Below are 21,434 nucleotides of genomic sequence, written 5' to 3'. Positions count from 1 at the left end.
TTGGGATAAGTATTGGTAATTTTACCTTCTAAACGTAAACCGTGGACAAATGTTGCAGTAAAAAGCAAAAAAGGATGATCCCGTGATCCTTTCACGGAAACATCCCCTTGTTTCGTAAGGCGAAACCAGCGTTTACTGGTTCTCCAGCTCCTCTTTGCTGACTAAATTGATTAAAGCGTTTGCAGCCTGCTCAGCGTCCGCACCTTCCGCACTAATGTAAATCTCGGTACCGGTACTGATTGCAAGGCTCATAATCCCCATGATGCTCTTGGCATTCACTTTTTTATCGTCTTTTTCAACGAAAATCTCTGAAGAATATTTATTCGCTTCCTGAACGAAAAGCGCAGCCGGCCGAGCATGCAGCCCCGTTTTCAAACGAACGGTAACCGGGTGTTTGACCATGAAAACTTACCCCCTATACGAATTCAATCCATTTCGTCACATTCGTTGACATTATAATTTCTATCATTATAGCATACGGAGTACAAAACACACTAGCAGCAAAACCAGTTTAGCCCCCGCGAATTTTTTCGGCAAGCTCATCGATCTTGCGCAACCGGTGATTTACCCCCGATTTGCTGACCGTTCCTTTCAGCAGTTCGCCCACTTCCTTCAGATTCATATCCGGGTGAGCCAAGCGAACCTCAGCGACCTCCCGCAGCTTCTCCGGCAAGTTCTCCAGACCGACTTCCTTCTGGAGCAGCTTGATGTTGTCGATCTGCCGGACAGCGGCACCAATCGTTTTGTTCAAGTTCGCCGTCTCGCAGTTCACGATGCGATTCACGGAATTACGCATGTCGCGCATAATCCGCACGTCCTCGAATTTGAACAACGCCTGATGCGCGCCGATGATGCTGAGGAGCTCGATGATTTTTTCGCCTTCTTTGATGTACAAAATAAAACCTTTCTTCCGCTCGATGCAACGTGCGTTCAGATGAAACTCGTTCGCCAGATCGACCAGCGCCTTGCAATGCTCTTCGTACATCGAGGCGATCTCCAAATGGTAAGACGAACCCTCCGGATTGTTGACCGACCCGCCGGCCATAAACGCCCCGCGCAGATAAGCCCGCTTACAACAGTTTTTCCGAGTGAGCTCCGGATTAATCCCGGGATTAAAAATAAATCCCTCGGAGACGATTTTCAGCTCCTTCAGAATCTCCTCAACCCGGGCCGGAATGCGAACGATGTAGACGTTGTTTTTCTTGAGGCGCATCTTTTTGCGGACCAGCAGCTCCGTGTGAATGTGGAAATGCTTCTTCAACAGGGAGTAGATCCGCCTTGCGATCGCGGCGTTTTCGGTGGAGATATCCAAAACGATCTTTTTGTTCGAAACCTGTACCGATCCGTTCATCCGGATCAAAGCGGATAGTTCGGCCTGCTCGCAGCAGTCCGAGGCTTCGACCATCGTCAGCTCTTTTTTGGTTTGCGCCGCAAAGGACAAGAGACTCACCTCTTTCGTAAAATCCAGTTTTCAACCAGCTGGTAAATATGATGGCTTAATTTATCGGCGTCATGCCGCAAATACCTGCGGAACAACACCAGCGTATCGGCAATGACCTTATAGCCTTGACCCGTCACGTTATCCCAGTCCACTTGGACCGGCTTGGCGCCTTTCTCGGCGTAAAAATCCTGAACCTGCGGCGGAATTTCGCCGTCGTTCACGATGACGTAGTCAAACAGATGCTTGCCGACGTGATTATACACGGCCTGTAAGTGGTCACTGACCGTATAATCGTCCGTCTCGCCCGGCTGGGTCATGACATTGCATATGAATATTTTGATCGCGGAGGTATTTTCCAATACAGCCTCTGCCAGCTTCGGTACAAGCAAATTCGGAATAATGCTGGTGTACAAGCTGCCCGGTCCGATCAGAATGGCGTCCGCCTCGCGAATCGCCTCTACGGCTTCCGGCAAAGGCTCCACCTCCTCCGGTTCAAGGAAAATGCGCTTGATCTTACCTCGAACCTCCGGAATCTTCGATTCCCCGGTCACGATCGTACCGTCTTCCATCTCCGCATGCAGCACGACGGCCTGACCCGCAGCCGGCAACACGCGCCCGCGTACGGCAAAGACGCGGCTCAGCTCGCGCACCGCGGTCACGAAATCGCCGGAAATATCGGTAATCGCCGCCAAGATCAGATTGCCCAAGCTATGCCCAGCCAATCCCGAACCCGATGCAAACCGGTAGTTCAGCATATCCGACAGCAGCGGTTCGACGTCGGCCAGCGCGGTAAGTACGTTGCGTATATCCCCGGGTGGCGGCATTTGTAATTCATTGCGCAAGATCCCGGAGCTGCCCCCATCGTCGGCTACAGTTACGATAGCCGTGATATCGAGCGGTCTCTCTTTCAACCCGCGGAGCATGACAGACAAGCCGGTACCGCCGCCCATCACGACGATCCGCGGAACTCTTATATCCTTAGCCCGATGTATCACTTGGTTCACCTCTTAATGAGGGTTCAAAAAGGGAACAGGTTATCCTTTTGAATGTCCTCTATACTTGCAGGGGGCTTGGTTAGCGGTCCCGGCCTTCGTCGCGATGACTTACGCGGACCGTTTCCGTTTCGCTGACGCCAAGCATCTTACCCAGGTATTCCGCAATCGCGACCGAACGGTGTTTGCCGCCGGTGCAGCCGATGCCGATGATGACCTGGCTCTTCCCCTCTTTATGGTATTGCGGCAGCAGGAAATGCAGCATATCCAGCAATTTGGCCAGGAATGTCTGCGTCTCCGGCCACTTCATAACATATTCATATACCTCGCTGTTTTGTCCCGTGAGCGGCCGCAGCTGCTCGATGTAATGGGGATTCGGCAGGAAGCGCACGTCGAACACCAGGTCGGCATCGATCGGAATCCCGTATTTGAATCCAAACGATGTAATGTTCACCGATAAGTTGCTGCTCTCCAAATGCGAGAATCGGGAAATGATCTTCTCCTTGAGCTGTGCCGGCTTCATATTGCTGGTATCGATGACTTGAGTTGCCGACATCCGCAAATCATCCAGCATTTTGCGTTCCAGCCGGATGCCGTCCAGCGGCATCCCGTCCGGGGCCATCGGATGGCGGCGGCGGCTTTCCTTATACCGCTGCACAAGGACCGAATCGGTGGCATCGAGGAACAGGATTTCACACTTGATGGTGAAATGCTCCTTAATAAAGCTAAGCGACTCCGAAAGCGCCGTGAAGAACTCCCGGCCGCGCAGGTCGATGACCAGCGCAACCTTGGCGATTTTCCCTTTGGATTGTTCAATCAATTCTGCGAATTTGGGAATCAGCACCGGAGGCAAATTATCTACGCAAAAAAATCCGAGATCCTCCAAACTGCGCACGGCCAGCGACTTCCCTGCCCCCGACATGCCCGTGATAATGATCAGATTGGCGACCGAACTTGTTTCCTTCTCCGGCATGATTATTCCCTCCTCGCGTAATTCTCCTTGTCCATTCTAAAAGGATGATGTAACGGACTGTAATGACCTTATTTGCTTATTTCCCGACCATTTCCCACTGTAACGGACCCCAGAGACCTTATCTGGCTCTGATGACGACCCTTGAGCTGCAATTGACCGAAATAAGATCTCCTAGGTCCGTTAGAAACTGTAATCTTTCCAAGACTGCCAAATAACGCTTCTAGAGTCCGTTAGATGCGACACCAGCAGCGACACCAGCGGTACCAACGGCCCCCAGCTAGCTGCAAGCAGTTCCGCTTAGCACCTTTTCGTTAGGAACGGAGGAAGAGGCCAGCGGCACCGACCATTCCCGCGTCATTGCCCAAGGTTGCAGGAACGATTTGCATGCCGCGTTGCACCGGCTCCGGCGTCAATTTGGCGAATACGCTGCGAACTTCGTTAAACAGAATGTCACCGGCTTTGGACACGCCCCCGCCGATAATAAACAGCTCTGGATTAAGAACGACAGCGACAGCCGCCATCGATTTGCCCAGATAGAAGGCCGCCCGGTTCACGATGCGAATTGCCGCCTCGTCACCCGCTTTAGCTGCATCAAAGACGTCCTTCGCCATAATGTTCTCCACATGAGCCAGCGAAGTCCGGTCACCGCGCGCTACGGCATCTTTCGCCATGCGAATAATCCCCGTAGCCGAGGATACGGTTTCCAAGCAGCCCATTTGGCCGCAGCCGCAGCCGATCGCTTCCAGATCCGGAACTACAGACATATGTCCAAGCTCTCCGGCCATTCCGGAGAAGCCTTGATAAATCTTCCCGTTAATGATGATCCCGCCGCCAACGCCGGTTCCCAGCGTGTAGCATACGCAATTGTCGATGCCTTTGCCTGCACCGCCCCAAGCTTCACCAAGTGCGGCCACATTGGCATCATTGTCTATTTTGATTGGCTTGCCAAGTCGCTCCTCCAAAATGGCGCGAATCGGGAAATCCTTCAAACCTACATTCGGCGCCAAAATGATGATCCCTTCGCGGACATTCGTAAACCCGGCGACCCCGGCGCCTACCCCAGCCACCTGTTCCCAGGCGAACGGCGATTCTTCCACGACACGCCGGACGTACTTCTCGATATTCGCCACGACCGTATCCGCGCCCTTATCGACTTCGGTCGGTCCTTCGTACGTATGAAGAAGCTGCCCTTCTTCATTGCAAATGCCGACTTTGACTGCCGTACCTCCCAGGTCAACGCCAATGTAGATTTTTTCAGACATTTTCACAAGCCACCTTTTTCATAAATATATAGATCATTTACATACCTATACGTGCAAAAAGGCCATTCTCGATCCATCGCCGCTTTAGTCCGCGCCATGACTGAAAACGCCTTCGCAAGTAGTTTTCTCCTACGTACCAACTATAAGCGAACCCATCGGTTCGGTCAAGAGAAGGGAAGAAACGGCAATCCCAATACCGATAAGGGATTTTGCGTAAATGACACAGATCACAGGCAAGCGTCAGCGAGTGTAGTTTCCGTTATATGAAAAAACCGGCATTCGCAAATGCAAACGCCGGATGCAAGAAGAGGAGTGAGCCATATTGGACAGGATCGAGCCGCTTTTGCTCGGAACTAGGACAAAATACGTTTCTGCCCTTGCAGCTCGCGAATAGGAGCGATGTTCTGCGTGAACTCCAGCGTCCCCAGATAACGTCCATCCTCGCTGCGTACAGCGAAATAGCGGATGTACACAAATTTGTCCTTCACCGGAATCCAGAAGTCCTCGACATCCTTCCGCCCCGCCTTAAAATCCTCCAACAGCTGGTTGACGACATGAACGCTTTGCGGCGGGTGGCAATTTTGTACGGTCCGGCCGATGACGGCCTTCGTCCGGGCAAAGATCCGCTCCTTGCCGTGGGAGAAATATCGGACGACATCGTTCTCGTCGATAAACGTCAGGTCCACCGGAAGATGGTTCATCACCGCCTCCAGCTGCTCCATCGAGAGAACGCCGGTCTCGAATTTGATGTAGCCTTGCGGAACCCCCGCTTCCGTGCCTGCCTGTGCGGTCCCTTTCACTTCTTCGCCCGAGGGCTGCAGCGGCACGCGCTCCGGAATCCATTCACGCTCCGGTGCGGTCAAGCAGAAGCCGATCTGGTCGCTTTCCCGGGCAATGCTCACCCATTCGTCTTCCGTTAACTTTTCAAGGGCCATCGGGAGCAAAATATTTTCTTCCTTAAAAATCATCTCGTTGACTTCCTTAATAATCCGTTCCAGATCCATCACCATCGTCTCCGGATCCGCGCTGCCGTCCGCCAGCTTGCCCTTCGTTTCCTTGATCATCATGCGGATGCCGTCGTCCACGCCCCACATCACCTTGGTTGGGCCGTAGATGCCGTACTTCTCCAGATACGGGAACAGCAGGTTTTCCTTGCGGCTGTAGTGCTTGTCGAGGTCCATCAGCAGGTTTAAATCCTCCAGCAGCTTGAATACGATCTCGCTGCCGGGATCCTTCCGGTACTTGTCCAGGTGAAGCTGCAGCTTGAAGTTCACCAGCCGTTCGATCTCGCGATTTTCCAGCTTGAAGGTATGAACCGGGTGACCCGGCTGCTCCTCCGGCTTGGACGAACGGTGAATGTCCTCGATCGAGCCCTTGAAAATCGCCGTATGCACCGAGCACAGCCGCTGAACCTCCTCGACCGGAATGCCCTCCTCTTCCATCAACGCATGCTCCATCGCGGAAATTTCCGCGACCGTCACGTCACCGACAGCCTCTTCGAACCGTGCCTTCACTTCATCCACGCTCTTCCCCTGATGCAGCTCCTTGATAATCTCCTTTAACAGCTGCTGGCGGCGGCTTTGTTCCGGTGCGCCATACTCCCGATTATTGATCAGTTCGCTCATCGCCTAACCCCTCCTTATTGAATTTCAGCCGAATTTCTGTTTCGATATGTCCCGATGACTTCATTGATAACCATTCTCAATAACAAGGTAGCACAGGGAAAATGTCCGACTTGTGATTTCAATCACAAATAATTCATTGATCCTTCCGTTTCTTTTTGCTCCGTCTTTTGCCAAAATAGAATCAGGAGGAATGCCATTATGCCTATTACGCATTTGCTATATATTGAAGACGATCCCGAAATCGGTGAATGGGTCAGCTCCAACCTGGAAGCGCGCGGATACGCGGTCACTTGGCTGAAGCACGGGGATCAGGCCGTGGAGAAAGCCGCCGATTGCCATCTCGTGATCCTTGACGTGATGCTTCCAGGGCTGGACGGCTTCACGATTGGGGGGCGGTTAAAGCAGAAGTATCCGGAGCTGCCGGTATTGATGCTGTCGGCCCGAACTTCGATTGACGACAAGCTGCAGGGACTGAAGTTCGCCGACGACTATTTAACGAAGCCGTTCCATCCGGACGAGCTGGCCGCCCGGATTGAGGTGCTGCTCCGCCGCAGCGGGGGGATCGCCGACCCAGCGCCGCTGCGTATTAAACATTTACTTGTGTATGAGAAAGAAAACCGGATCATCAATCAGGATACCAACGAGGAAATCGTGCTGACCGGCAAGCAGTTTCATATTTTCTCCTATCTGCTGCGCCATCTTAGTCAAATCCTGACTAAGGAGCAGATCTACGAAGCCGTATGGAACGAGCCCTACCTCGACGGGGACAAAACCTTGATGGTCCATATCCGCCACCTGCGTGAGAAGCTGGAACGGGATCCCGCAAATCCTGAAGTGATCGAGACCATCCGCGGGATTGGTTATCGGGTGAGAGCATGAGACTTCGTCCGGTGCGCAAGTTCCGTAAATCCCTGTTGACGAGATACGTCTTGATCTTGGGGATCGCCTTCGTGTTTATCCCTGTCCTGATTCCAGTCAGCTTTATTGCAGCCTGGGGGGTGAATGTCCTCCTAAACCCTGGCCATTATGTGCACGAGAGCCGTCCTTACGGTACCGGACAGGAGATTGAGACCGCTTGGCATCAAGCTGCTGCTGAGTTGAAGGGAGCTCAAGCCGATGCCATCGATGCGAAGCTCAGAGAGATGAAGCTGCTGTATCCTGATGCCGCGCTGTATTGGGTTGACACGGCTGGCCAAACCCGCCTGCAGCTGCCGGAGCAAGAGTCGGTGCCCCAGCAGTGGTCCTTGGAGGATACTATCGCCTTCATGAAGCAACGTGTGGACGCCGACCCTTTTACGGTTGTCGCTTTTATTGGCGGGGACGAACAAGCCAAGCAAGGCTTCATGGTGTTGGAGCTTCCGCGTAAATTTATGGTGATTCAAAAAGGGGAACAGCTTAGTGACATTCGTTTTTACGGGGTGTTTCTAGCGATTCTGCTGGGGGCCTTCGTCCTGCTCTCCTATCTGTTCTTTAGCGATATCCGCAAGCGGCTGCTGCGCCTGGAAGCCGGCATGACCCGCCCGGGTCCCGACGGGCTGCCGTCTCCCATCGAAGAAGGACGCCCGGACGAAATTGGCCGATTGGAGCTTGCTTTTAACCATATGGTGTTCGCACTGAAGGACAGCCGCCAGCGGGAGCGCGAGGAAGAGGAGCTGCGCAAGAGCCTGATCAGCCACCTATCCCATGACCTGCGGACGCCGTTAACCGTGCTGGGCAGCCATCTGTATTCGCTCCGTCAGGAACCCCTATCCGAACAGGGACGACAGTCCCTGGCTTTGATGGAGACGAAAATCAGCGATTTATCCGGACTGATGGATCATCTATTATCGTATAACCTGCTCTCCAGCGGACGGTATGCCATGTCTTTGGAGCGGCTGGATATCCTGCGGATCGTGCGGGAAAGCGCGGCCGCCTGGTACCCCGTCTGGGAGAAGAACGGGATTACGGCCGATATTGAGCTGCCGGAGCAGCCGATCTACTGGAACGTTGACGCCCAAGGGTTCCGCCGCGTACTCGATAACTTGTTCCAGAACCTGGTCCGCCATGCTGGATCGGGCCGTTATGCCGGGATTGCGGTAGAGCAATACGAAGGCACCACGGCTCTCACGATCAGCGACCACGGCCCTGGAATGGAGTCGGTTTCCGCTAGCGGAGGCGCGGGGCTTGGCCTGCAAATCGTCGACCTGCTGCTGCGGGAAATGGGTCTCGCACGGGCCACCGTATCGAGCGAAGCTGGAACGAAAGTTTATATTTATCCAATGGCGCTATTGTAATTGAGATGAGGCGAGGGACTGTTTACAGTCCCTTTTTTCATGCCACAAAATTAAACGAATCTTAAACTTCTCCTGTCTTTGCCTTTAACCTCCGGGCGATATGATCATGACGAGGTGATAATTCGTGAATGAAATGATCATTCAAACGGAAGGTTTAACGAAAACATACCGCGGCCGCTACGCAGTGGACCACTTAAACCTGGAGATCGCGAAGGGGGACATCTACGGGTTCCTCGGACCTAATGGTGCAGGGAAGACGACGACGATCCGCATGCTGCTGGGCTTAATCCAGCCGACTTCGGGTACGATTCGCATCTTCGGCCGCGAGCTGCACCGCGATAAGCTGGCAATCCTGCGCCGTATCGGCTCGCTGGTCGAATCCCCGTCTTATTACGGACATTTGAGCGCCATCGACAACTTAGAGGCCATCCGCCGCATCTTGCAGGTGCCGAAATCGCGCATCGACGAGGTGCTGGACATCGTCTCGCTGACCAGCGACGCACGCCGGCCGGTGAAGGGCTTCTCCCTCGGGATGAAGCAGCGTCTGGGCATCGCCGCGTCGTTGCTCGGCAACCCCGAACTGCTCATCCTGGACGAACCAACCAACGGGCTGGACCCGTCCGGGATCCACGAGATCCGCGAATTAATTAAGAGCATGCCGAAGCGTTACGGCATCACCGTGCTCGTATCCAGCCACCTGCTCGGGGAGATGGAGTTGATGGCCAGCAAAGTGGGCATTATCCGCGAAGGCCGGATGGTGTTCCAGGATACGATCGACAATCTGCGGCTCCGCGCAGCTCACGATATGGAGCTCGTTGTTTCGGAGCCGGATGAAGCGCTTTGGATTGCCCGTGATCTGGGCGCCATCGGCAAGCTGCAAAGCGGAGTTCTCTCGTTCCCAGGGATGGCTGACGCCCAGGTCGCCCGCCTGGTCAAACAGCTGGTGGAAAACGGACATGCCATTTATCGCGTCGAGCAGAAGAAGAAATCGCTGGAGGACATCTTTATGCAGGTAATCGGGGAGGGGGCCGCGGTATGATGTTACGCTCCCTCTCGGCCGACTTCCTGAAGATCCGGCGCAAAGGCATCTGGTTCCTGATCTTTCTTGCTCCGCTCGGGTTGGTCGCCATGCAGGCGCTCAATTACGGGCTGCGCTTCGACTGGATGATCAAGCAATATGCCGATAACCCGTGGGGAGGCCTGCTGCAGAACATTTCCTTCTTCGTGCCGATGGCCATATATCTGGGATGCACCCTAGTAAGCTCGCTAGTGGCGAACGTCGAGCATCAGCTTAGTTCCTGGAAACAACTGCTGGCGCTGCCGATCTCACGGACCGCCGTGTATTGTGCTAAATTTCTGTTGTGCTTCCTGCTGCTGTCCGTTTCCTGCGTGCTGCTATCGGTCGCGACCGTAATTCTTGGTATAGCTCTCGGTTTTGAGGCCGGGTCCATCCCTTACGTGGATTTGGCGCGCCTTGGATTTTATCCGTTTTTTGCCGCGTTGCCGCTGCTGGCCCTCCAGCTCTGGCTTTCGCTCACCTATCGGAACCAGTCGTTGCCGGTATCCCTTGGCGTCACGATTTCGATCCTTTCGCCGTTTACATTGAACCTGTCCGAGTGGTTTCCGCTGAACTGGCCGGTGTTCGGGTTCGAAGGCCCGCACCGCGAATGGTTTGTCGCAGCCGGGCTTGCCTGCGGCGCAGGAATCCTGCTGACCGGACTTGTTCATTTCAACCGAAAGGACGTGGATTAATATGAAGACGTTCCTGAACGTCTTGGCCGCAGAACGGCTAAAAATGGCGCGCTCGCGCCTCTGGCTCATCCTGCTGGTCAGCCCGGCCCTGTCTGCCTTGATCGGCGCCTTGGTCAATCTGCCGAAAGGAGCCAATGCGGAAGTCTGGCCGCTCCTGATCAGCGCCATGTCGATGCTGCACGCGCTATTGTTTCTGCCGATCATGTCCGGCTTATTTCCGTCGTTCCTCTGCCGTTACGAGCACACCGGCGGCGGTTGGAAGCAGCTGTTGGTGCTTCCCGTCTCACGGAGCGCCGTTTATCTGGCCAAGTTCACTGTCGTTGCCGTCTTGTTGGCGGCATCCCAGCTGCTCTTTCTAGCCGCGCTGCTGATTGTAGACCAAGTCCAAGGGATCGCTGGCCCCTTGCCATGGGGGATGATCGCAACGAGCCTCATCGGAGGCTGGATTGCCTGTATGCCGCTGGTTGCCTTACAGCTGGGCGTCTCCCTGGTGTGGTCCAGTTTTGCAGCTCCGCTTGCGGTGAACGTATCGCTGACGATTCCGAACCTGCTGATCATCAATTCGGCCAAGATCGGCCCTTTCTATCCTTGGGCACAGCCGCTGCTGGCCATGATGCCGCGCGGACAAGCGAACTACGGTGCCTTTAATCTGCCGTACGAGAGCCTGTTCATCACGGTCCTCGGCAGCTTCCTGTTGTTCCTGATCGCCGGCATGCTGTACTTCCGCCGCAAAGCGGTCTAATACAATCGCCCCGCAGCCGTTCTGCCCCTGTAAATGACGAAAGGCCTGTAGATGAGCTGGATGAGCATGTTGCCCATCCTAACCCTCTACAGGCCTTCTTATTTTATGGGGAGGTTATTCATCATTCATTTGGCTTTCAAGCAAGGCAAGTGAAATGCCCGATTATTCTTTGACGCCGCCCAACGCTACGCCGGCAATAATATACCGGGACAGCAAGAAGTAGACGATAAACAGAGGCAACGCCGTCAAAGCCAGACCCATGTAAATTGAACCGAATTCCGTCTTGTAAATATCGCCGCGCAGCAAGCTGACCATAATCGGCATCGTATATTTACTCTTATCTGTCAACAAAATGAGCGGCATAAACAGGTTATTCCAGTTCGCGACAAAGGCAAAAATCGCTTGCGTCGCAATCGCCGGCATCATCAGCGGCAGAATGATCCGGTTAAACGTCTTAAATTCGCCGGAGCCGTCAACACGCGCCGCTTCAACAATCTCAAGCGAGAGAGTACCCAGCAGGTACTGGCGCATGAAGAACACTACCGCTGGAGCCGCGATGGCTGGCAAAATCAAAGGCAACAGGTTGTTGGTCCAATGAATTTTGTACATAAATTGATAGAAACCAATCGAGCTGGCTTGAGCCGGAATCAGCATCACCGCCATAATAAAGGTAAAGAACGGCTGCCGCAACTTCCAGTTATAAGCGACCAGACCATAGGCCGTCAGGGACGAGAAATAAACCGTCAACAAGGTAGCCGATCCCGAGATAATAAACGAGTTTATGAACCCTCGAACCGGATCAAAGCTCTTGTCCAGCAGCACCTTCAGGTTGCTCATCATATGAGTGGATGGAAGCAACGAGAGGCCCGCTTGAATTTCCGCCGTCGAACGCGTAGCGTTCACGAACATGATCCAGAATGGAAGGATACTGAGGAGTGCCAGCAAAATACATACGACATATACAATCGTCCGATTAATTCGGAGGGCGACCGCACTGCCTTCTTTAATTTTTTCCATGGCTTACACCTCCCCTTTCATTGCTGCACGCTCTGCTTTTCTTTGTTCTTTGATCGCTTTATTTAATTTCGCCGCATCCCGGTCACGCATCAGATAGAACAGGATGGCGGACAACACGGCAGCAATAACGAACAGAATCATACTTGCGGCTGCCGCACGGTTATACATATAACTTCCTTTAAACGCTTGCCCGTAGATAAACATCGAGGTGGTCAGCGTTGCGTCGTCCGGTCCGCCTTGAAGGAACAGCTGCGGAATATCGAACATCGTCAGACCGCCGATCATCGACGTAATTAATGTATATAACATGATGGTGCGCAGACTTGGCAGTGTAATCTTGAAGAAGGTCTGCCAGCCGTTGGCTCCGTCAATCGCAGCGGACTCGAAGATCGACGGATTGATCCCCATTACACCTGCAATCAAAATAATCATGGTGTTCCCGTACCACATCCAGAATTGAATGAAGGAAACGATCCCACGTGCGGTCGTCTTATCCTGCAGGAAGAAGATCGGAGCATCGGACCAACCAAGCAGCTGGAACAAGCTGTTCACCGGCCCCATCGGATATGCAAACAGAGAGCTAAAAAGCACTGCAATCGTACTTGCAGTGATAATATTCGGCATATAGAGCAGGATCTTAAACGCGCCCTGGCCTTTAATGTTCAGACGTTTATTCGTAAACCAGGCCGTCAGCAACAGCGCAAGACCTATCTGCGGAATAAAGTTAACGATCCAGAGGATAAACGTATTCGCGAGAGATTTCTTGAAAGAAGCATTTTCTAGAATCAGATCTTTAAAGTTCTGAAACGGATTATCGAGAATTTCCAATGGTTTGGGGATGATCCCCTGTAAATTAGTGAAACCGATAACGGCGGTATATAGAATCGGATACAGTGAAAAAACCAAAAAAGCCAACACAAATGGCAACGTAAAATAGTAACCGTATCTCGAATAATTGACACCTTTGCGGCGCATGCTTTCACCTCTTTCATGGATATGAAGGGGCGGGTTATACTCCCCGCCCCTTCGCATCTACTGCGTATTCTTATTCGCTGTCGATGCCAAGTTGGTCTTTCACTTGTTGTTTGAAGGTTTTGATCGCATCGTCACGGGATTTGTTACCTGCCGTGTATTCACGAACTTGATCACGCCACAGTTTGTTGATCGTTTCGTCGTATTGCGTCAAGTTCTTACCGGAAGCATTTTCGTTCGCTGGAACGAAGATGTCAAACATGTTTTGACCGCCCAGCATTGCAACTTCACCGTTCGATTTCGCCATCACCACGGAGGAAGCTACGCTATCCTTCGTACCTGCTTCGCCCTCTTTCATCGTACCGTTTGCCCAATAATATTGGAGGCCGGTTTCGGAGGTATCCAGCGTTACCCAGTGAATGAAATCAGCAACCGCTTTCTTCTTCGCTTCGTCTTTCGTTACGTCTTTGTTAGCCAAGAGCCAAGTACCGCCCCAGAAGAACCCTGTTGGAGATTCAGTTACAGCCCAATCACCGTTTGTATCTTTAACTTGACCGTTCATGACATAGTTGATCAACCAAGCTGGACCAAAGAACCCGAAGATCGGTTGAGCGCCGGAGCCAGACATGTCAGCATACCAAGCTTCCGTCCAGTCTTGCGTATCGTTGTGGTAACCGTTGTCTTTCAACTTCTTGGAGAGATCCAAGAACTCTTCACGCTTCGGATCGATGTACAGTTTGCCGTCAACGATCCATCCTTTGTCGGAGCTGTTCTCGATCGCGTGCCAGATATCACCGTCACCGGATACGATACCATAGCCTTTCGCTTTCAGCTTCGCAGCTGCATCGAAGAACTTATCCCAACCAGGACCAACTTCATTTTTGATAGCAGCTGGGTCATCTGTCCCGAATACGTCTTTCGCAATCGAACGACGATAGATGAAAGCGCCGCCAGTTGCTTGGTAGCCAAGAGCTTTCAGCTCGCCATCTTTACTACCGATATCTACGGAGTATTGAGCGATGCCAGCATCTTTAACCATTTGGTCAGTCAAGCCCAGGTCAGCGTAGTTCGCTGCATACCCGGAAGCGTCGCCTTGCGTATATTTCAGAACGAACGCTGCTTCAGCAGCATAAATGTCCGGAGCGTCTTTGCCGCCGCCAGCCAAAGCTTGGTCAAGCGCAGGTTGGTAAGCGCCATCAGTTGTAGCGATAACCGTTGTTTTGAATTCAACATTAGCGTCTGGATGCGTTTCCAAATATTTTGTAGTCATATTTGGAATTTCATCCGTGAAGCTCCACAGATTGATGGTAACTTTTTCGCCGCTGGAACCTTTACCTGCGGAAGAATTCGTTTCCGTAGGTGTTGTATTGTTCGAGGACGACTCATTCTTGGAATTGCCGCCGCAAGCCGTGAGAGCTGTTGTCATCACCAGCAAGGCGGAGATCCCGATCAACAGGTGTTTCATACGTTTCATGCGTTTCATGCTTTGCCTCCCCTTTTGTTTACTCTTCTCGGTATTTTGTAACCGCATTCACATTTTAATACATCTTTTTGTTCTCCATAAGTAAGCGCTTATTGGGAAAAGTTCAACTATTTTTGGGTCTTGAGATCGAGGGGGCCTTTTCAGACTCAAATCAGAATGACAATTGTCATCTCAATATCATGACAGTCCTTACTAACAGAGGGGCCGCAGTTCCTTTATGCTTAAGTTAACCGAGGAAGAATTAACCAAGATGAAACCTTGATCGGAGGCGAAGCTTTCGTGGAACCTATTATTGAAATGAAGGACGTCAGCAAGAGCTTCAAAGATAAAAAAGCGGTAGATCATCTATCATTTACCATTTCCAAAGGCACCATCACCGCCATTCTAGGACCAAATGGAGCCGGGAAGACGACGGCGGTCTCGATGCTGCTCGGCTTGCTGGAACCAACAGCCGGAACGATTCAACTGTTCGGAAAGCCGCCGAAGGACCGCTTGGTCCGCGAGCGGACTGGGGCGATGCTGCAGGAGGTCAGCGTGATGGATCGGCTAAAGGTACGCGAAATCCTGGAGCTGATTCGCAGCTACTACCCCAACCCGATGGCGATGGACGAATTGGTTCGTCTGACGGGGTTGTCCAATAGCGATTTAAACCGCTATGCCGAGAAGCTGTCCGGCGGGCAGAAGCGCAGCCTTAGCTTTGCCCTTGCCTTGGCAGGGAACCCGGAGTTGCTCTTCTTTGATGAGCCCACAGTGGGGCTGGACATCACGTCGCGCCGCCGCTTCTGGGACAGCGTTCGCAAGTTGGCCGCACAAGGGAAGACGGTCGTTTTCACAACGCATTACTTGCAAGAAGCCGACGATATTGCCGATCGAATCTTGTTGTTTAACCGGGGCTCCTTAGTCGCAGACGGCACGCCTGAAGCGATCAAATCGCGGATTGTCAAACGTTCGATTTCCTTCCTTGCCGACGGCGATGGTCCCGAACTGCGGAGCCGATTGCTGGCGCTCTCCCCTGTCGCGGAATGCTACAACAAAGACGGACGTATCCATGTGACAACGGATGATACAGATGCAGCGTTAGCTGCCTTGTTTACCGCCGGTCTGCCCGTGCATGACGTACAGATCGAGCAGGGACGGCTGGATGAAGCTTTTGAGCAACTTACAGGAAACCATGAAGAGGAGGCGGTCTAACGATGCGTACCATTACGATGCAATGCAAAGCGGAGATGCTGCGGGTGATCCGCAATCCCTATTATGTATTCTGGTCGCTGCTGATGCCGGTCTTGTTCTACTTTATTTTCACGCGGGTCGTAAATACCGGGGCCGACAATCCGGGCGAATGGCGGGCGCATTACCTGATGTCGATGACGACCTTCAGCGTGATGGGGTCGGCGATCATGACTCTGGGCATCCGGCTGGTGCAGGAGCGCACCCAAGGTTGGGCCACCTTCATGCGAATCACGCCGCTGCCCGGTTCGATCTATTTCTTCGGCAAAATGTTCGGCCAAACCATGATGCATCTGTTTTCCGTTGTGTTTATTTTTATTGCCGGGTATTTGATTAACGGGGTATCGCTGCCTTGGCATTTGTGGATTTACAGCGGATTGTGGATCGTCGCGGCTTCACTTCCTTTTCTCGCGCTGGGTACGCTGGTGGGGCTGATGAAACGCGTGGATACGGCGAGCGGCGTCAGCAACGTTTTGTATCTGCTTCTAGCCGTCTCGGGCGGCATGTGGATGCCATTCGAAGTGCTGCCCAAGGTGATGCAGGCCATCGGCAAATGGCTGCCCTCCTACCAGTTCGGAAGCGGTGCCTGGTCCATCGTTCAGGGGGATGCGCCGAGTTGGCAAAGCGTGCTGATTTTGCTGGGCTACCTCTTTCTGTTTATGGTACTATCCACATATATCCGAAAAAAACAGGAAGCGGTGTAATTTCAAATGCGGTTCGGCAAGTTCGAGTTCGAATGGTTTCCGAAAAAATACGGCTGGTTCCCCTACATCTGGCCGATCTACTTGGTTCTTCCTTTCTTCAACATTCGGGGAGAGCATGGAATCAAGCTGTGGATCGGCTGCGCGATGATCGTCTTGTTTGCCGTGACCTACCGCCAGTTATATTGGGTTACCGGCAAAGTATTTAACCTCTGGCTTGCGCTGCAAATGGCACTCATCCTCGCGCTCTGCATGTTCTATAGCCCGTATAACTTCTATTTGGGCTTCTTCACCTCGAACTTTATCGGTTGGTACACCGATCACAAGAAGTTCCATGTCGCCATTTCCTGCTTTGCTGCGGTGGAGGTGCTGTCGCTCCTGTTCGGCGCCCGGGATCTGGTGGCCGGCGACCTGCCGTTCATGATGCCCTTCCTCGTGATCATGCTGGTGATGCCTTACGGCATCCGTTCGATGGCGAGACGGCAGCAATTGGAGCAGGAGCTCGACCGGGCGAACGAGCAGATTAAGGAGCTGATCAAGCGGGAGGAACGCATGCGAATCGCCCGCGATTTGCACGATACGCTTGGGCATACCTTATCCCTGATCACGCTCAAAAGCCAGCTCGTCGAGAAGCTCGCCGCCAAAGACGCCGAACGGGCCCAAGCCGAGGCGCGGGAGATCCAGCGCACCTCCCGGGCCGCGCTGCGGCAAGTGCGGGAGCTCGTCTCCGACATGCGGGCGATCACCGTCGCTGAGGCGCTGGCGGAAGCCGGCGAGATCCTGCGTGCGGCCGACATCGCCTTTGACGTAGAAGGCGATCCGCGGCTGACCGGCGTGTCGGACTTGACGCAGAACATCGTCAGCCTCTGCATTAAAGAGGCGGTGACGAACATCGTCAAGCATAGCCGGGCCACGCGCTGCGCCGTCACGATCGAGACCGCACCGGCGGAGGTGCGGCTGCAGATCGAGGACAACGGGATCGGGTTGTCCTCGCGGAAAGTGGGCAGCGACGGGGTGTCCTCGCTGCCGGGCAACAGCGCCGCGGGCAACGGCCTGAAGGGCATGGCCGAGCGGTTGTCGCTGATCGACGGCACATTAACCGTCGGAGCGGGGAGCCTGGAAGGCTCGGACGGTTCCGAGGCCGGCTCCGGCCGGGGCACTCGGCTGCAGATCACCATCCCGCTGATCGTGAAAGAAGCTGCCAAAGAAGGTGAAACCGCATGATTCGCATCGTCATTGCCGAGGATCAACGTATGCTGCGGGGAGCGCTGGCCTCCCTGCTCGATCTGGAGGACGACCTCGAGGTTGTCGGTCAGGCAGGGGATGGCGCGGAGGCGCTGGCGCTCATCGAGAAGCTGCGCCCCGATGTCTGCCTAATGGACATCGAGATGCCGCTGATGAGCGGACTGGAGGTGGCCGAGCGGCTGCAGGCCCAGGGATCGCCGTGCCGCGTTATCATCCTGACGACGTTCGCGCGGCCGGGCTACTTCGAGCGGGCGGTGAAAACCGGCGTCCAAGGCTACCTGCTCAAGGATGAATCCAGCGATCGGCTGGCGGAAGCGATCCGGCGGGTGAAGGCCGGCCACCGCGAGGCTTCGCCGGAGCTGGTCTTCGGCAGTCTCCGCCGGGACAATCCCTTGACCGCCCGCGAGCAGGAGATTCTGAGGCTGGCCGCCAAAGGCTGCACCGCCAGCGAGATTGCGGCTTCCCTGCACTTGTCCTACGGCACCGTCCGCAATTATATTTCCGAAATTTTGAACAAGCTGGAGGTCAAAAGCCGCATCGAAGCGGTCCGCCTCGCCGAAGAGAACGGTTGGATTTAAGCACGCGTGTGAGACGTGCAAAAGGACGCCGAGGTCGGCGTCCTTTTGAGTTATTTTCGGGATGCAATCTATTCGATTTTTCGCATACATCCAAGCGTTTGACGATCAAAAATCCGAATTGTATTCGATTTTTCATATAGATTCTTGGAGTTTGGGGTGGGATCGGCAAAATCTGTATGAAATTTCATATACAATCCTTTGAAATCGCCGAAATCCCCAAAATATACTTGATTTTTCGCATACATTAGGACGGCAAAGTGACATCCCCTGACTTCCCCCGTGATTCCTTCCCCAACTTTAACTCCCGGTCGGGCCGCTCCAATCATGCACCATGCTGCCCTCCAGGAACTTCTCGCAGTCCATGGCCGCCATGCAGCCGGACCCCGCCGCGGTGATCGCTTGGCGGTAACGCGTATCCTGTACGTCGCCGCAAGCAAATACCCCTGGCACGTTCGTCTCCGTGGTTCCCGGCTTCACAACGATATAGCCGTGTTCGTCGGTCTCCACTGCGCCGCCGAGAAACTTCGTGTTTGGCGTATGACCAATCGCCACGAACACCCCGTCGGCCTCCAGCAGCTCCTCCTGACCATCGGCATTGTTCCGCACCTTCAGGCCCTTCACTTTGACGCCGCCCTCATCCGTCACCACTTCCAACGGTGTACGGTTCAGCGCCCAGCGGATTTTCTCGTTGGCTTTGGCGCGATCCTGCATGATTTTGGAGGCGCGCAGCTCCTCCCGCCGATGCACGATCGTTACCTCGGTCGCGAATCGCGTCAGGAAGTTCGCCTCCTCCATAGCGGAGTCACCGCCTCCGACGACGAGGAGTTTTTTGCCGCGGAAAAAGAACCCGTCGCAGGTCGCGCAGGTACTAACCCCTCGGCCCACGTTCTCTTGCTCGCCTGGGATACCCAGATATTTCGCCGATGCCCCGGTCGATATAATTACCGATTCGGACTCTAGCACCTGACCGCCTTCCAGCGTCACTTGAAACGGCCGCTTGGAGAAATCCACCTTCTCCACCCAGCCGCTCCGAAATTCTGCACCAAACCGTTCCGCTTGCTTGCGCATGTTATCCATCAGCTCAGGGCCCATAATTCCTTCCGGAAAGCCAGGAAAATTTTCCACTTCCGTCGTCGTGGTCAACTGGCCGCCCGGCTCCAATCCCTCGATCACCACCGGGCTCAGATTCGCCCGCGCCAAATAAATCGCCGCCGTTAATCCGGCCGGCCCCGTTCCAATCACCAATACTTTGTGCATACGCTCGTACCTCCTTGGTTCCTAGGAAATAGCTCGACCCGTCGATTCCTATGTAAATGGAATACTCCATCAAATTTTCCCCAAGTTGGACCTGCTTTACCCATCAAACTATTGGACCGAAGGAAAAATCTCCGCGAGCTTCTCCTTCACGCCGCATACTTCATCCACCCGTTGAACATAACGGCGTGCCGTAGAGGCGGAAATATTGTATTTCTGCGCCACCTGCTCGTAAGTGACGGATTGTCCGTGCATTTTGGCCGTCAAGTATTCAAGTGCCGCGGCCCAGCCCTCCAAATGGGAGACCGTTGGCGTATCCGGATATAACCGGGTGAGAAAATCCGCCCACAACGTCTCCATATCATGCTGCTGCTGAAGATCAAAGCTCCGCTTCATCCGCTCCAGAGCCAAATCCACAACCGCTTGCCACTCGCTCCGCCATACCGGCAGCTGCGTGGTCACCCGGCTTGGATCGACCAGCGTTGTCGTCGCACCGGAACGAACCGGCAGCGGCTGGTTCACGCCGAGATTGCGGAGCACGAACAAAGCCATTTCCTTCAAATACGCATCTTCTTCCGGCTCCAGCAAGAAGGCTTGCAGCGCCTCCTCAACCTCCCGGTCAGCAATCAGGCCCATCGCCTGAATGACTTGAAGCTTGGTTTTGTTGTCCCCGTGGCGCAGCGCCCAGAAGAACGAGGAACGAATCAGCGGGTTCTCCTTCATCTCAGCCGGGATCCCTTCTTCTGAAGCCTCCCACCGCTTCATTTGCTCCTCGAACGGAAGCAGGTACTGATAATTGACAGGAACCGGTTCCGCCTCGGGATGCTCACGCTCCTGGGACAGAATATTCAAATAATAGCCCGGCACGCTCGATTTCGGATCCAGCCTTTTCGCCGTATTCCATAGCTGCTCGGCTTCAGCCTTCCGTCCCGTATGGTAGGCAGCCACCGCGGCATAGTGATACAGGCTGGCATCCAAGTTCGTCTCATTCCCGCGCATCAGCCGCATAAAATGGCCAAAGGCCGCTTCGTGCCGCCCCAAGATGCCCATGGTTGTCGCCAGCTTGAACACGTGCTCTTGGTGGAAAGGAACGATATTTTCCAATCGGCCGGCCAACTCTTCCAGCGCCTCGCGGTTTCCAGCATGCTGATAAAAAATCGCCAGATTACATAAGGCGTGCAAATTTCCGGGATCCTTCACCAGCACCTCTTCCACGGTTTCCACCGCCTTGTGGAACAATCCCAGGTAGTAATACCCTAATGCGAGATTGTTACGGGCAGCCAGGAAATCGGGAAGGCTCTGCACCAGCTCCTCCAGCATTTTGACGGCTTGAGCGAACTTACCTTCTTCTAGCAACGCACGCGCCTGATCGTGCTCATAGACGCCATGCCGCGATTTGATGCTCTTTAATTTCGTTGGGCGGTCCAGCTCGTATTGCAGCAAGTCGATCATCTCCTCGGCCTCGCTCAGGAACTGCCCCTGTTCATCCTCCTCCAAATAGCGGATGAGCGCTTCTTCGGCCGCTTCAAACATATCCATATTGGCGTAATTGTTCGCCATATAGAAATAACATTCCGTCATGGACGGGTCGATCTCCTCCAGCACGGTCTGGAGCACCTCATTGGATGCCGCATAGTCCCCCATCTCCGATAGAATCCCGGCCATATTGCAGTGGTTCACCGGGTTGTTCGGCTCGTATTCTACGGCTTTGCGGAAATATTTTAATGCCTTGTCGTAGCGATAACGGTCCAACGAAGAAACGGCTCTCTCGAAGAAAAATCCCGCATCCATCGAGATCGGCAGCACTTTCCCCCGCTGGGTTTTAGCCGGTCGCTTTCTTTCCTTCAAGCAAGGCACCTCCTTTGATTTCATTCTTCCAAGTCTACTTTCCGTACGT

General features: G+C 53.8%; 20 protein-coding genes. 9 read left to right on the top strand and 11 right to left on the bottom strand.

The features are described 5' to 3' along the window. Positions 1 to 132: 132 nt before the first annotated feature. The 6 genes from ACL02P_RS19000 to ACL02P_RS18975 form a co-directional block, all read right to left on the bottom strand. A complete protein-coding gene (locus ACL02P_RS19000) occupies positions 133 to 402 on the bottom strand; it encodes an HPr family phosphocarrier protein (protein ID WP_009224994.1) in 270 nt (89 codons plus the stop codon). Between the two features lie 109 nt (positions 403 to 511). Further along, positions 512 to 1,441 carry a DNA-binding protein WhiA gene (gene whiA, locus ACL02P_RS18995; RefSeq protein ID WP_036645079.1) on the bottom strand — a complete coding sequence of 310 codons (930 nt, stop codon included), beginning with the start codon at positions 1,439 to 1,441 and terminating at the stop codon, positions 512 to 514. Positions 1,442 to 1,446: 5 nt separating this feature from the next. Then, positions 1,447 to 2,391, bottom strand: coding sequence for a gluconeogenesis factor YvcK family protein (locus tag ACL02P_RS18990; RefSeq protein ID WP_009224996.1), 945 nt, complete (start codon positions 2,389 to 2,391; stop codon positions 1,447 to 1,449). A 124-nt stretch (positions 2,392 to 2,515) separates the two neighbouring features. Next, entirely contained in the window at positions 2,516 to 3,406 is an 891-nt protein-coding gene (rapZ, locus tag ACL02P_RS18985) for an RNase adapter RapZ (protein ID WP_009224997.1), read from the bottom strand. Positions 3,407 to 3,717: 311 nt separating this feature from the next. After that, positions 3,718 to 4,668 carry an ROK family glucokinase gene (locus ACL02P_RS18980; protein WP_009224998.1) on the bottom strand — a complete coding sequence of 317 codons (951 nt, stop codon included), beginning with the start codon at positions 4,666 to 4,668 and terminating at the stop codon, positions 3,718 to 3,720. Between the two features lie 353 nt (positions 4,669 to 5,021). Further along, the gene (locus ACL02P_RS18975; RefSeq protein ID WP_260071474.1) at positions 5,022 to 6,293 is read right to left on the bottom strand and encodes a DUF438 domain-containing protein; all 1,272 of its coding nucleotides are present in this window, start codon (positions 6,291 to 6,293) and stop codon (positions 5,022 to 5,024) included. Positions 6,294 to 6,491: 198 nt separating this feature from the next. On the opposite strand from ACL02P_RS18975, the gene ACL02P_RS18970 reads away from it, so the two are divergent. The 5 genes from ACL02P_RS18970 to ACL02P_RS18950 all read left to right on the top strand — a co-directional run bounded on the left by ACL02P_RS18970 (position 6,492) and on the right by ACL02P_RS18950 (position 11,060). After that, complete coding sequence (locus tag ACL02P_RS18970) at positions 6,492 to 7,172, top strand: response regulator transcription factor (protein ID WP_323078521.1); 681 nt, start codon at positions 6,492 to 6,494, stop codon at positions 7,170 to 7,172. After that, the gene (locus ACL02P_RS18965; protein WP_260071476.1) at positions 7,169 to 8,566 is read left to right on the top strand and encodes a sensor histidine kinase; all 1,398 of its coding nucleotides are present in this window, start codon (positions 7,169 to 7,171) and stop codon (positions 8,564 to 8,566) included. Before ACL02P_RS18970 ends, ACL02P_RS18965 begins: the two co-directional genes overlap by 4 nt. A gap of 124 nt (positions 8,567 to 8,690) precedes the next feature. Further along, positions 8,691 to 9,605, top strand: a complete 915-nt coding sequence (locus ACL02P_RS18960; protein ID WP_260071477.1) for an ABC transporter ATP-binding protein — start codon at positions 8,691 to 8,693, stop codon at positions 9,603 to 9,605. Then, positions 9,602 to 10,318, top strand: coding sequence for an ABC transporter permease (locus ACL02P_RS18955; protein WP_009225003.1), 717 nt, complete (start codon positions 9,602 to 9,604; stop codon positions 10,316 to 10,318). Before ACL02P_RS18960 ends, ACL02P_RS18955 begins: the two co-directional genes overlap by 4 nt. Before the next feature lies 1 nt (position 10,319). Next, complete coding sequence (locus ACL02P_RS18950; RefSeq protein ID WP_412837857.1) at positions 10,320 to 11,060, top strand: ABC transporter permease; 741 nt, start codon at positions 10,320 to 10,322, stop codon at positions 11,058 to 11,060. A 162-nt stretch (positions 11,061 to 11,222) separates the two neighbouring features. On the opposite strand, the gene ACL02P_RS18945 is transcribed toward ACL02P_RS18950, so the two are convergent. From ACL02P_RS18945 to ACL02P_RS18935, 3 genes are all read right to left on the bottom strand, one after another. Then, the gene (locus tag ACL02P_RS18945) at positions 11,223 to 12,077 is read right to left on the bottom strand and encodes a carbohydrate ABC transporter permease (protein WP_009225005.1); all 855 of its coding nucleotides are present in this window, start codon (positions 12,075 to 12,077) and stop codon (positions 11,223 to 11,225) included. A gap of 3 nt (positions 12,078 to 12,080) precedes the next feature. Further along, positions 12,081 to 13,052 (bottom strand): carbohydrate ABC transporter permease, encoded by a 972-nt coding sequence (locus ACL02P_RS18940; RefSeq protein WP_009225006.1) that lies wholly within the window; start codon positions 13,050 to 13,052, stop codon positions 12,081 to 12,083. 70 nt (positions 13,053 to 13,122) lie between these two features. After that, a complete protein-coding gene (locus tag ACL02P_RS18935) occupies positions 13,123 to 14,532 on the bottom strand; it encodes an ABC transporter substrate-binding protein (protein WP_009225007.1) in 1,410 nt (469 codons plus the stop codon). A gap of 279 nt (positions 14,533 to 14,811) precedes the next feature. On the opposite strand from ACL02P_RS18935, the gene ACL02P_RS18930 reads away from it, so the two are divergent. The 4 genes from ACL02P_RS18930 to ACL02P_RS18915 are packed head-to-tail and all read left to right on the top strand — an operon-like array spanning position 14,812 to position 18,283. Then, entirely contained in the window at positions 14,812 to 15,723 is a 912-nt protein-coding gene (locus ACL02P_RS18930) for an ABC transporter ATP-binding protein (RefSeq protein WP_412837856.1), read from the top strand. A 2-nt stretch (positions 15,724 to 15,725) separates the two neighbouring features. Further along, a complete protein-coding gene (locus tag ACL02P_RS18925; RefSeq protein ID WP_323078516.1) occupies positions 15,726 to 16,463 on the top strand; it encodes an ABC transporter permease in 738 nt (245 codons plus the stop codon). A 6-nt stretch (positions 16,464 to 16,469) separates the two neighbouring features. Then, complete coding sequence (locus tag ACL02P_RS18920) at positions 16,470 to 17,684, top strand: sensor histidine kinase (protein WP_009225010.1); 1,215 nt, start codon at positions 16,470 to 16,472, stop codon at positions 17,682 to 17,684. Then, a complete protein-coding gene (locus tag ACL02P_RS18915; protein ID WP_009225011.1) occupies positions 17,681 to 18,283 on the top strand; it encodes a response regulator transcription factor in 603 nt (200 codons plus the stop codon). Before ACL02P_RS18920 ends, ACL02P_RS18915 begins: the two co-directional genes overlap by 4 nt. A gap of 297 nt (positions 18,284 to 18,580) precedes the next feature. Here the strand turns inward: ACL02P_RS18915 and trxB are convergent, their stop codons facing one another. Both trxB and ACL02P_RS18905 read right to left on the bottom strand, forming a co-directional pair. After that, positions 18,581 to 19,540 carry a thioredoxin-disulfide reductase gene (gene trxB, locus ACL02P_RS18910; RefSeq protein ID WP_009225012.1) on the bottom strand — a complete coding sequence of 320 codons (960 nt, stop codon included), beginning with the start codon at positions 19,538 to 19,540 and terminating at the stop codon, positions 18,581 to 18,583. A gap of 108 nt (positions 19,541 to 19,648) precedes the next feature. Next, on the bottom strand, positions 19,649 to 21,385 hold the full coding sequence (locus ACL02P_RS18905) for a tetratricopeptide repeat protein (RefSeq protein ID WP_009225013.1): 1,737 nt from the start codon (positions 21,383 to 21,385) through the stop codon (positions 19,649 to 19,651). Positions 21,386 to 21,434 lie beyond the last annotated feature (49 nt).

The organism is Paenibacillus sp. MB22_1, from assembly GCF_047200555.1.
Lineage (GTDB): Bacteria > Bacillota > Bacilli > Paenibacillales > Paenibacillaceae > Fontibacillus > Fontibacillus phoenicis.
The sequence above is the reverse complement of the archived record's forward strand: the minus strand, read 5'-3'. Positions and strand labels throughout refer to the sequence as shown.

Bases quoted from the DNA above. Each gene is read 5' to 3' on its own strand.
- ACL02P_RS19000 (WP_009224994.1), bottom strand. From the start codon at position 402: ATGGTCAAACACCCGGTTACCGTTCGTTTGAAAACGGGGCTGCATGCT.
- ACL02P_RS18990 (WP_009224996.1), bottom strand. From the start codon at position 2,391: ATGGGCGGCGGTACCGGCTTGTCTGTCATGCTCCGCGGGTTGAAAGAG.
- rapZ (WP_009224997.1), bottom strand. From the start codon at position 3,406: ATGCCGGAGAAGGAAACAAGTTCGGTCGCCAATCTGATCATTATCACG.
- ACL02P_RS18980 (WP_009224998.1), bottom strand. From the start codon at position 4,668: ATGTCTGAAAAAATCTACATTGGCGTTGACCTGGGAGGTACGGCAGTC.
- ACL02P_RS18975 (WP_260071474.1), bottom strand. From the start codon at position 6,293: ATGAGCGAACTGATCAATAATCGGGAGTATGGCGCACCGGAACAAAGC.
- ACL02P_RS18970 (WP_323078521.1), top strand. From the start codon at position 6,492: ATGCCTATTACGCATTTGCTATATATTGAAGACGATCCCGAAATCGGT.
- ACL02P_RS18965 (WP_260071476.1), top strand. From the start codon at position 7,169: ATGAGACTTCGTCCGGTGCGCAAGTTCCGTAAATCCCTGTTGACGAGA.
- ACL02P_RS18955 (WP_009225003.1), top strand. From the start codon at position 9,602: ATGATGTTACGCTCCCTCTCGGCCGACTTCCTGAAGATCCGGCGCAAA.
- ACL02P_RS18950 (WP_412837857.1), top strand. From the start codon at position 10,320: ATGAAGACGTTCCTGAACGTCTTGGCCGCAGAACGGCTAAAAATGGCG.
- ACL02P_RS18945 (WP_009225005.1), bottom strand. From the start codon at position 12,077: ATGGAAAAAATTAAAGAAGGCAGTGCGGTCGCCCTCCGAATTAATCGG.
- ACL02P_RS18940 (WP_009225006.1), bottom strand. From the start codon at position 13,052: ATGCGCCGCAAAGGTGTCAATTATTCGAGATACGGTTACTATTTTACG.
- ACL02P_RS18935 (WP_009225007.1), bottom strand. From the start codon at position 14,532: ATGAAACGCATGAAACGTATGAAACACCTGTTGATCGGGATCTCCGCC.
- ACL02P_RS18925 (WP_323078516.1), top strand. From the start codon at position 15,726: ATGCGTACCATTACGATGCAATGCAAAGCGGAGATGCTGCGGGTGATC.
- ACL02P_RS18920 (WP_009225010.1), top strand. From the start codon at position 16,470: ATGCGGTTCGGCAAGTTCGAGTTCGAATGGTTTCCGAAAAAATACGGC.
- ACL02P_RS18915 (WP_009225011.1), top strand. From the start codon at position 17,681: ATGATTCGCATCGTCATTGCCGAGGATCAACGTATGCTGCGGGGAGCG.
- trxB (WP_009225012.1), bottom strand. From the start codon at position 19,540: ATGCACAAAGTATTGGTGATTGGAACGGGGCCGGCCGGATTAACGGCG.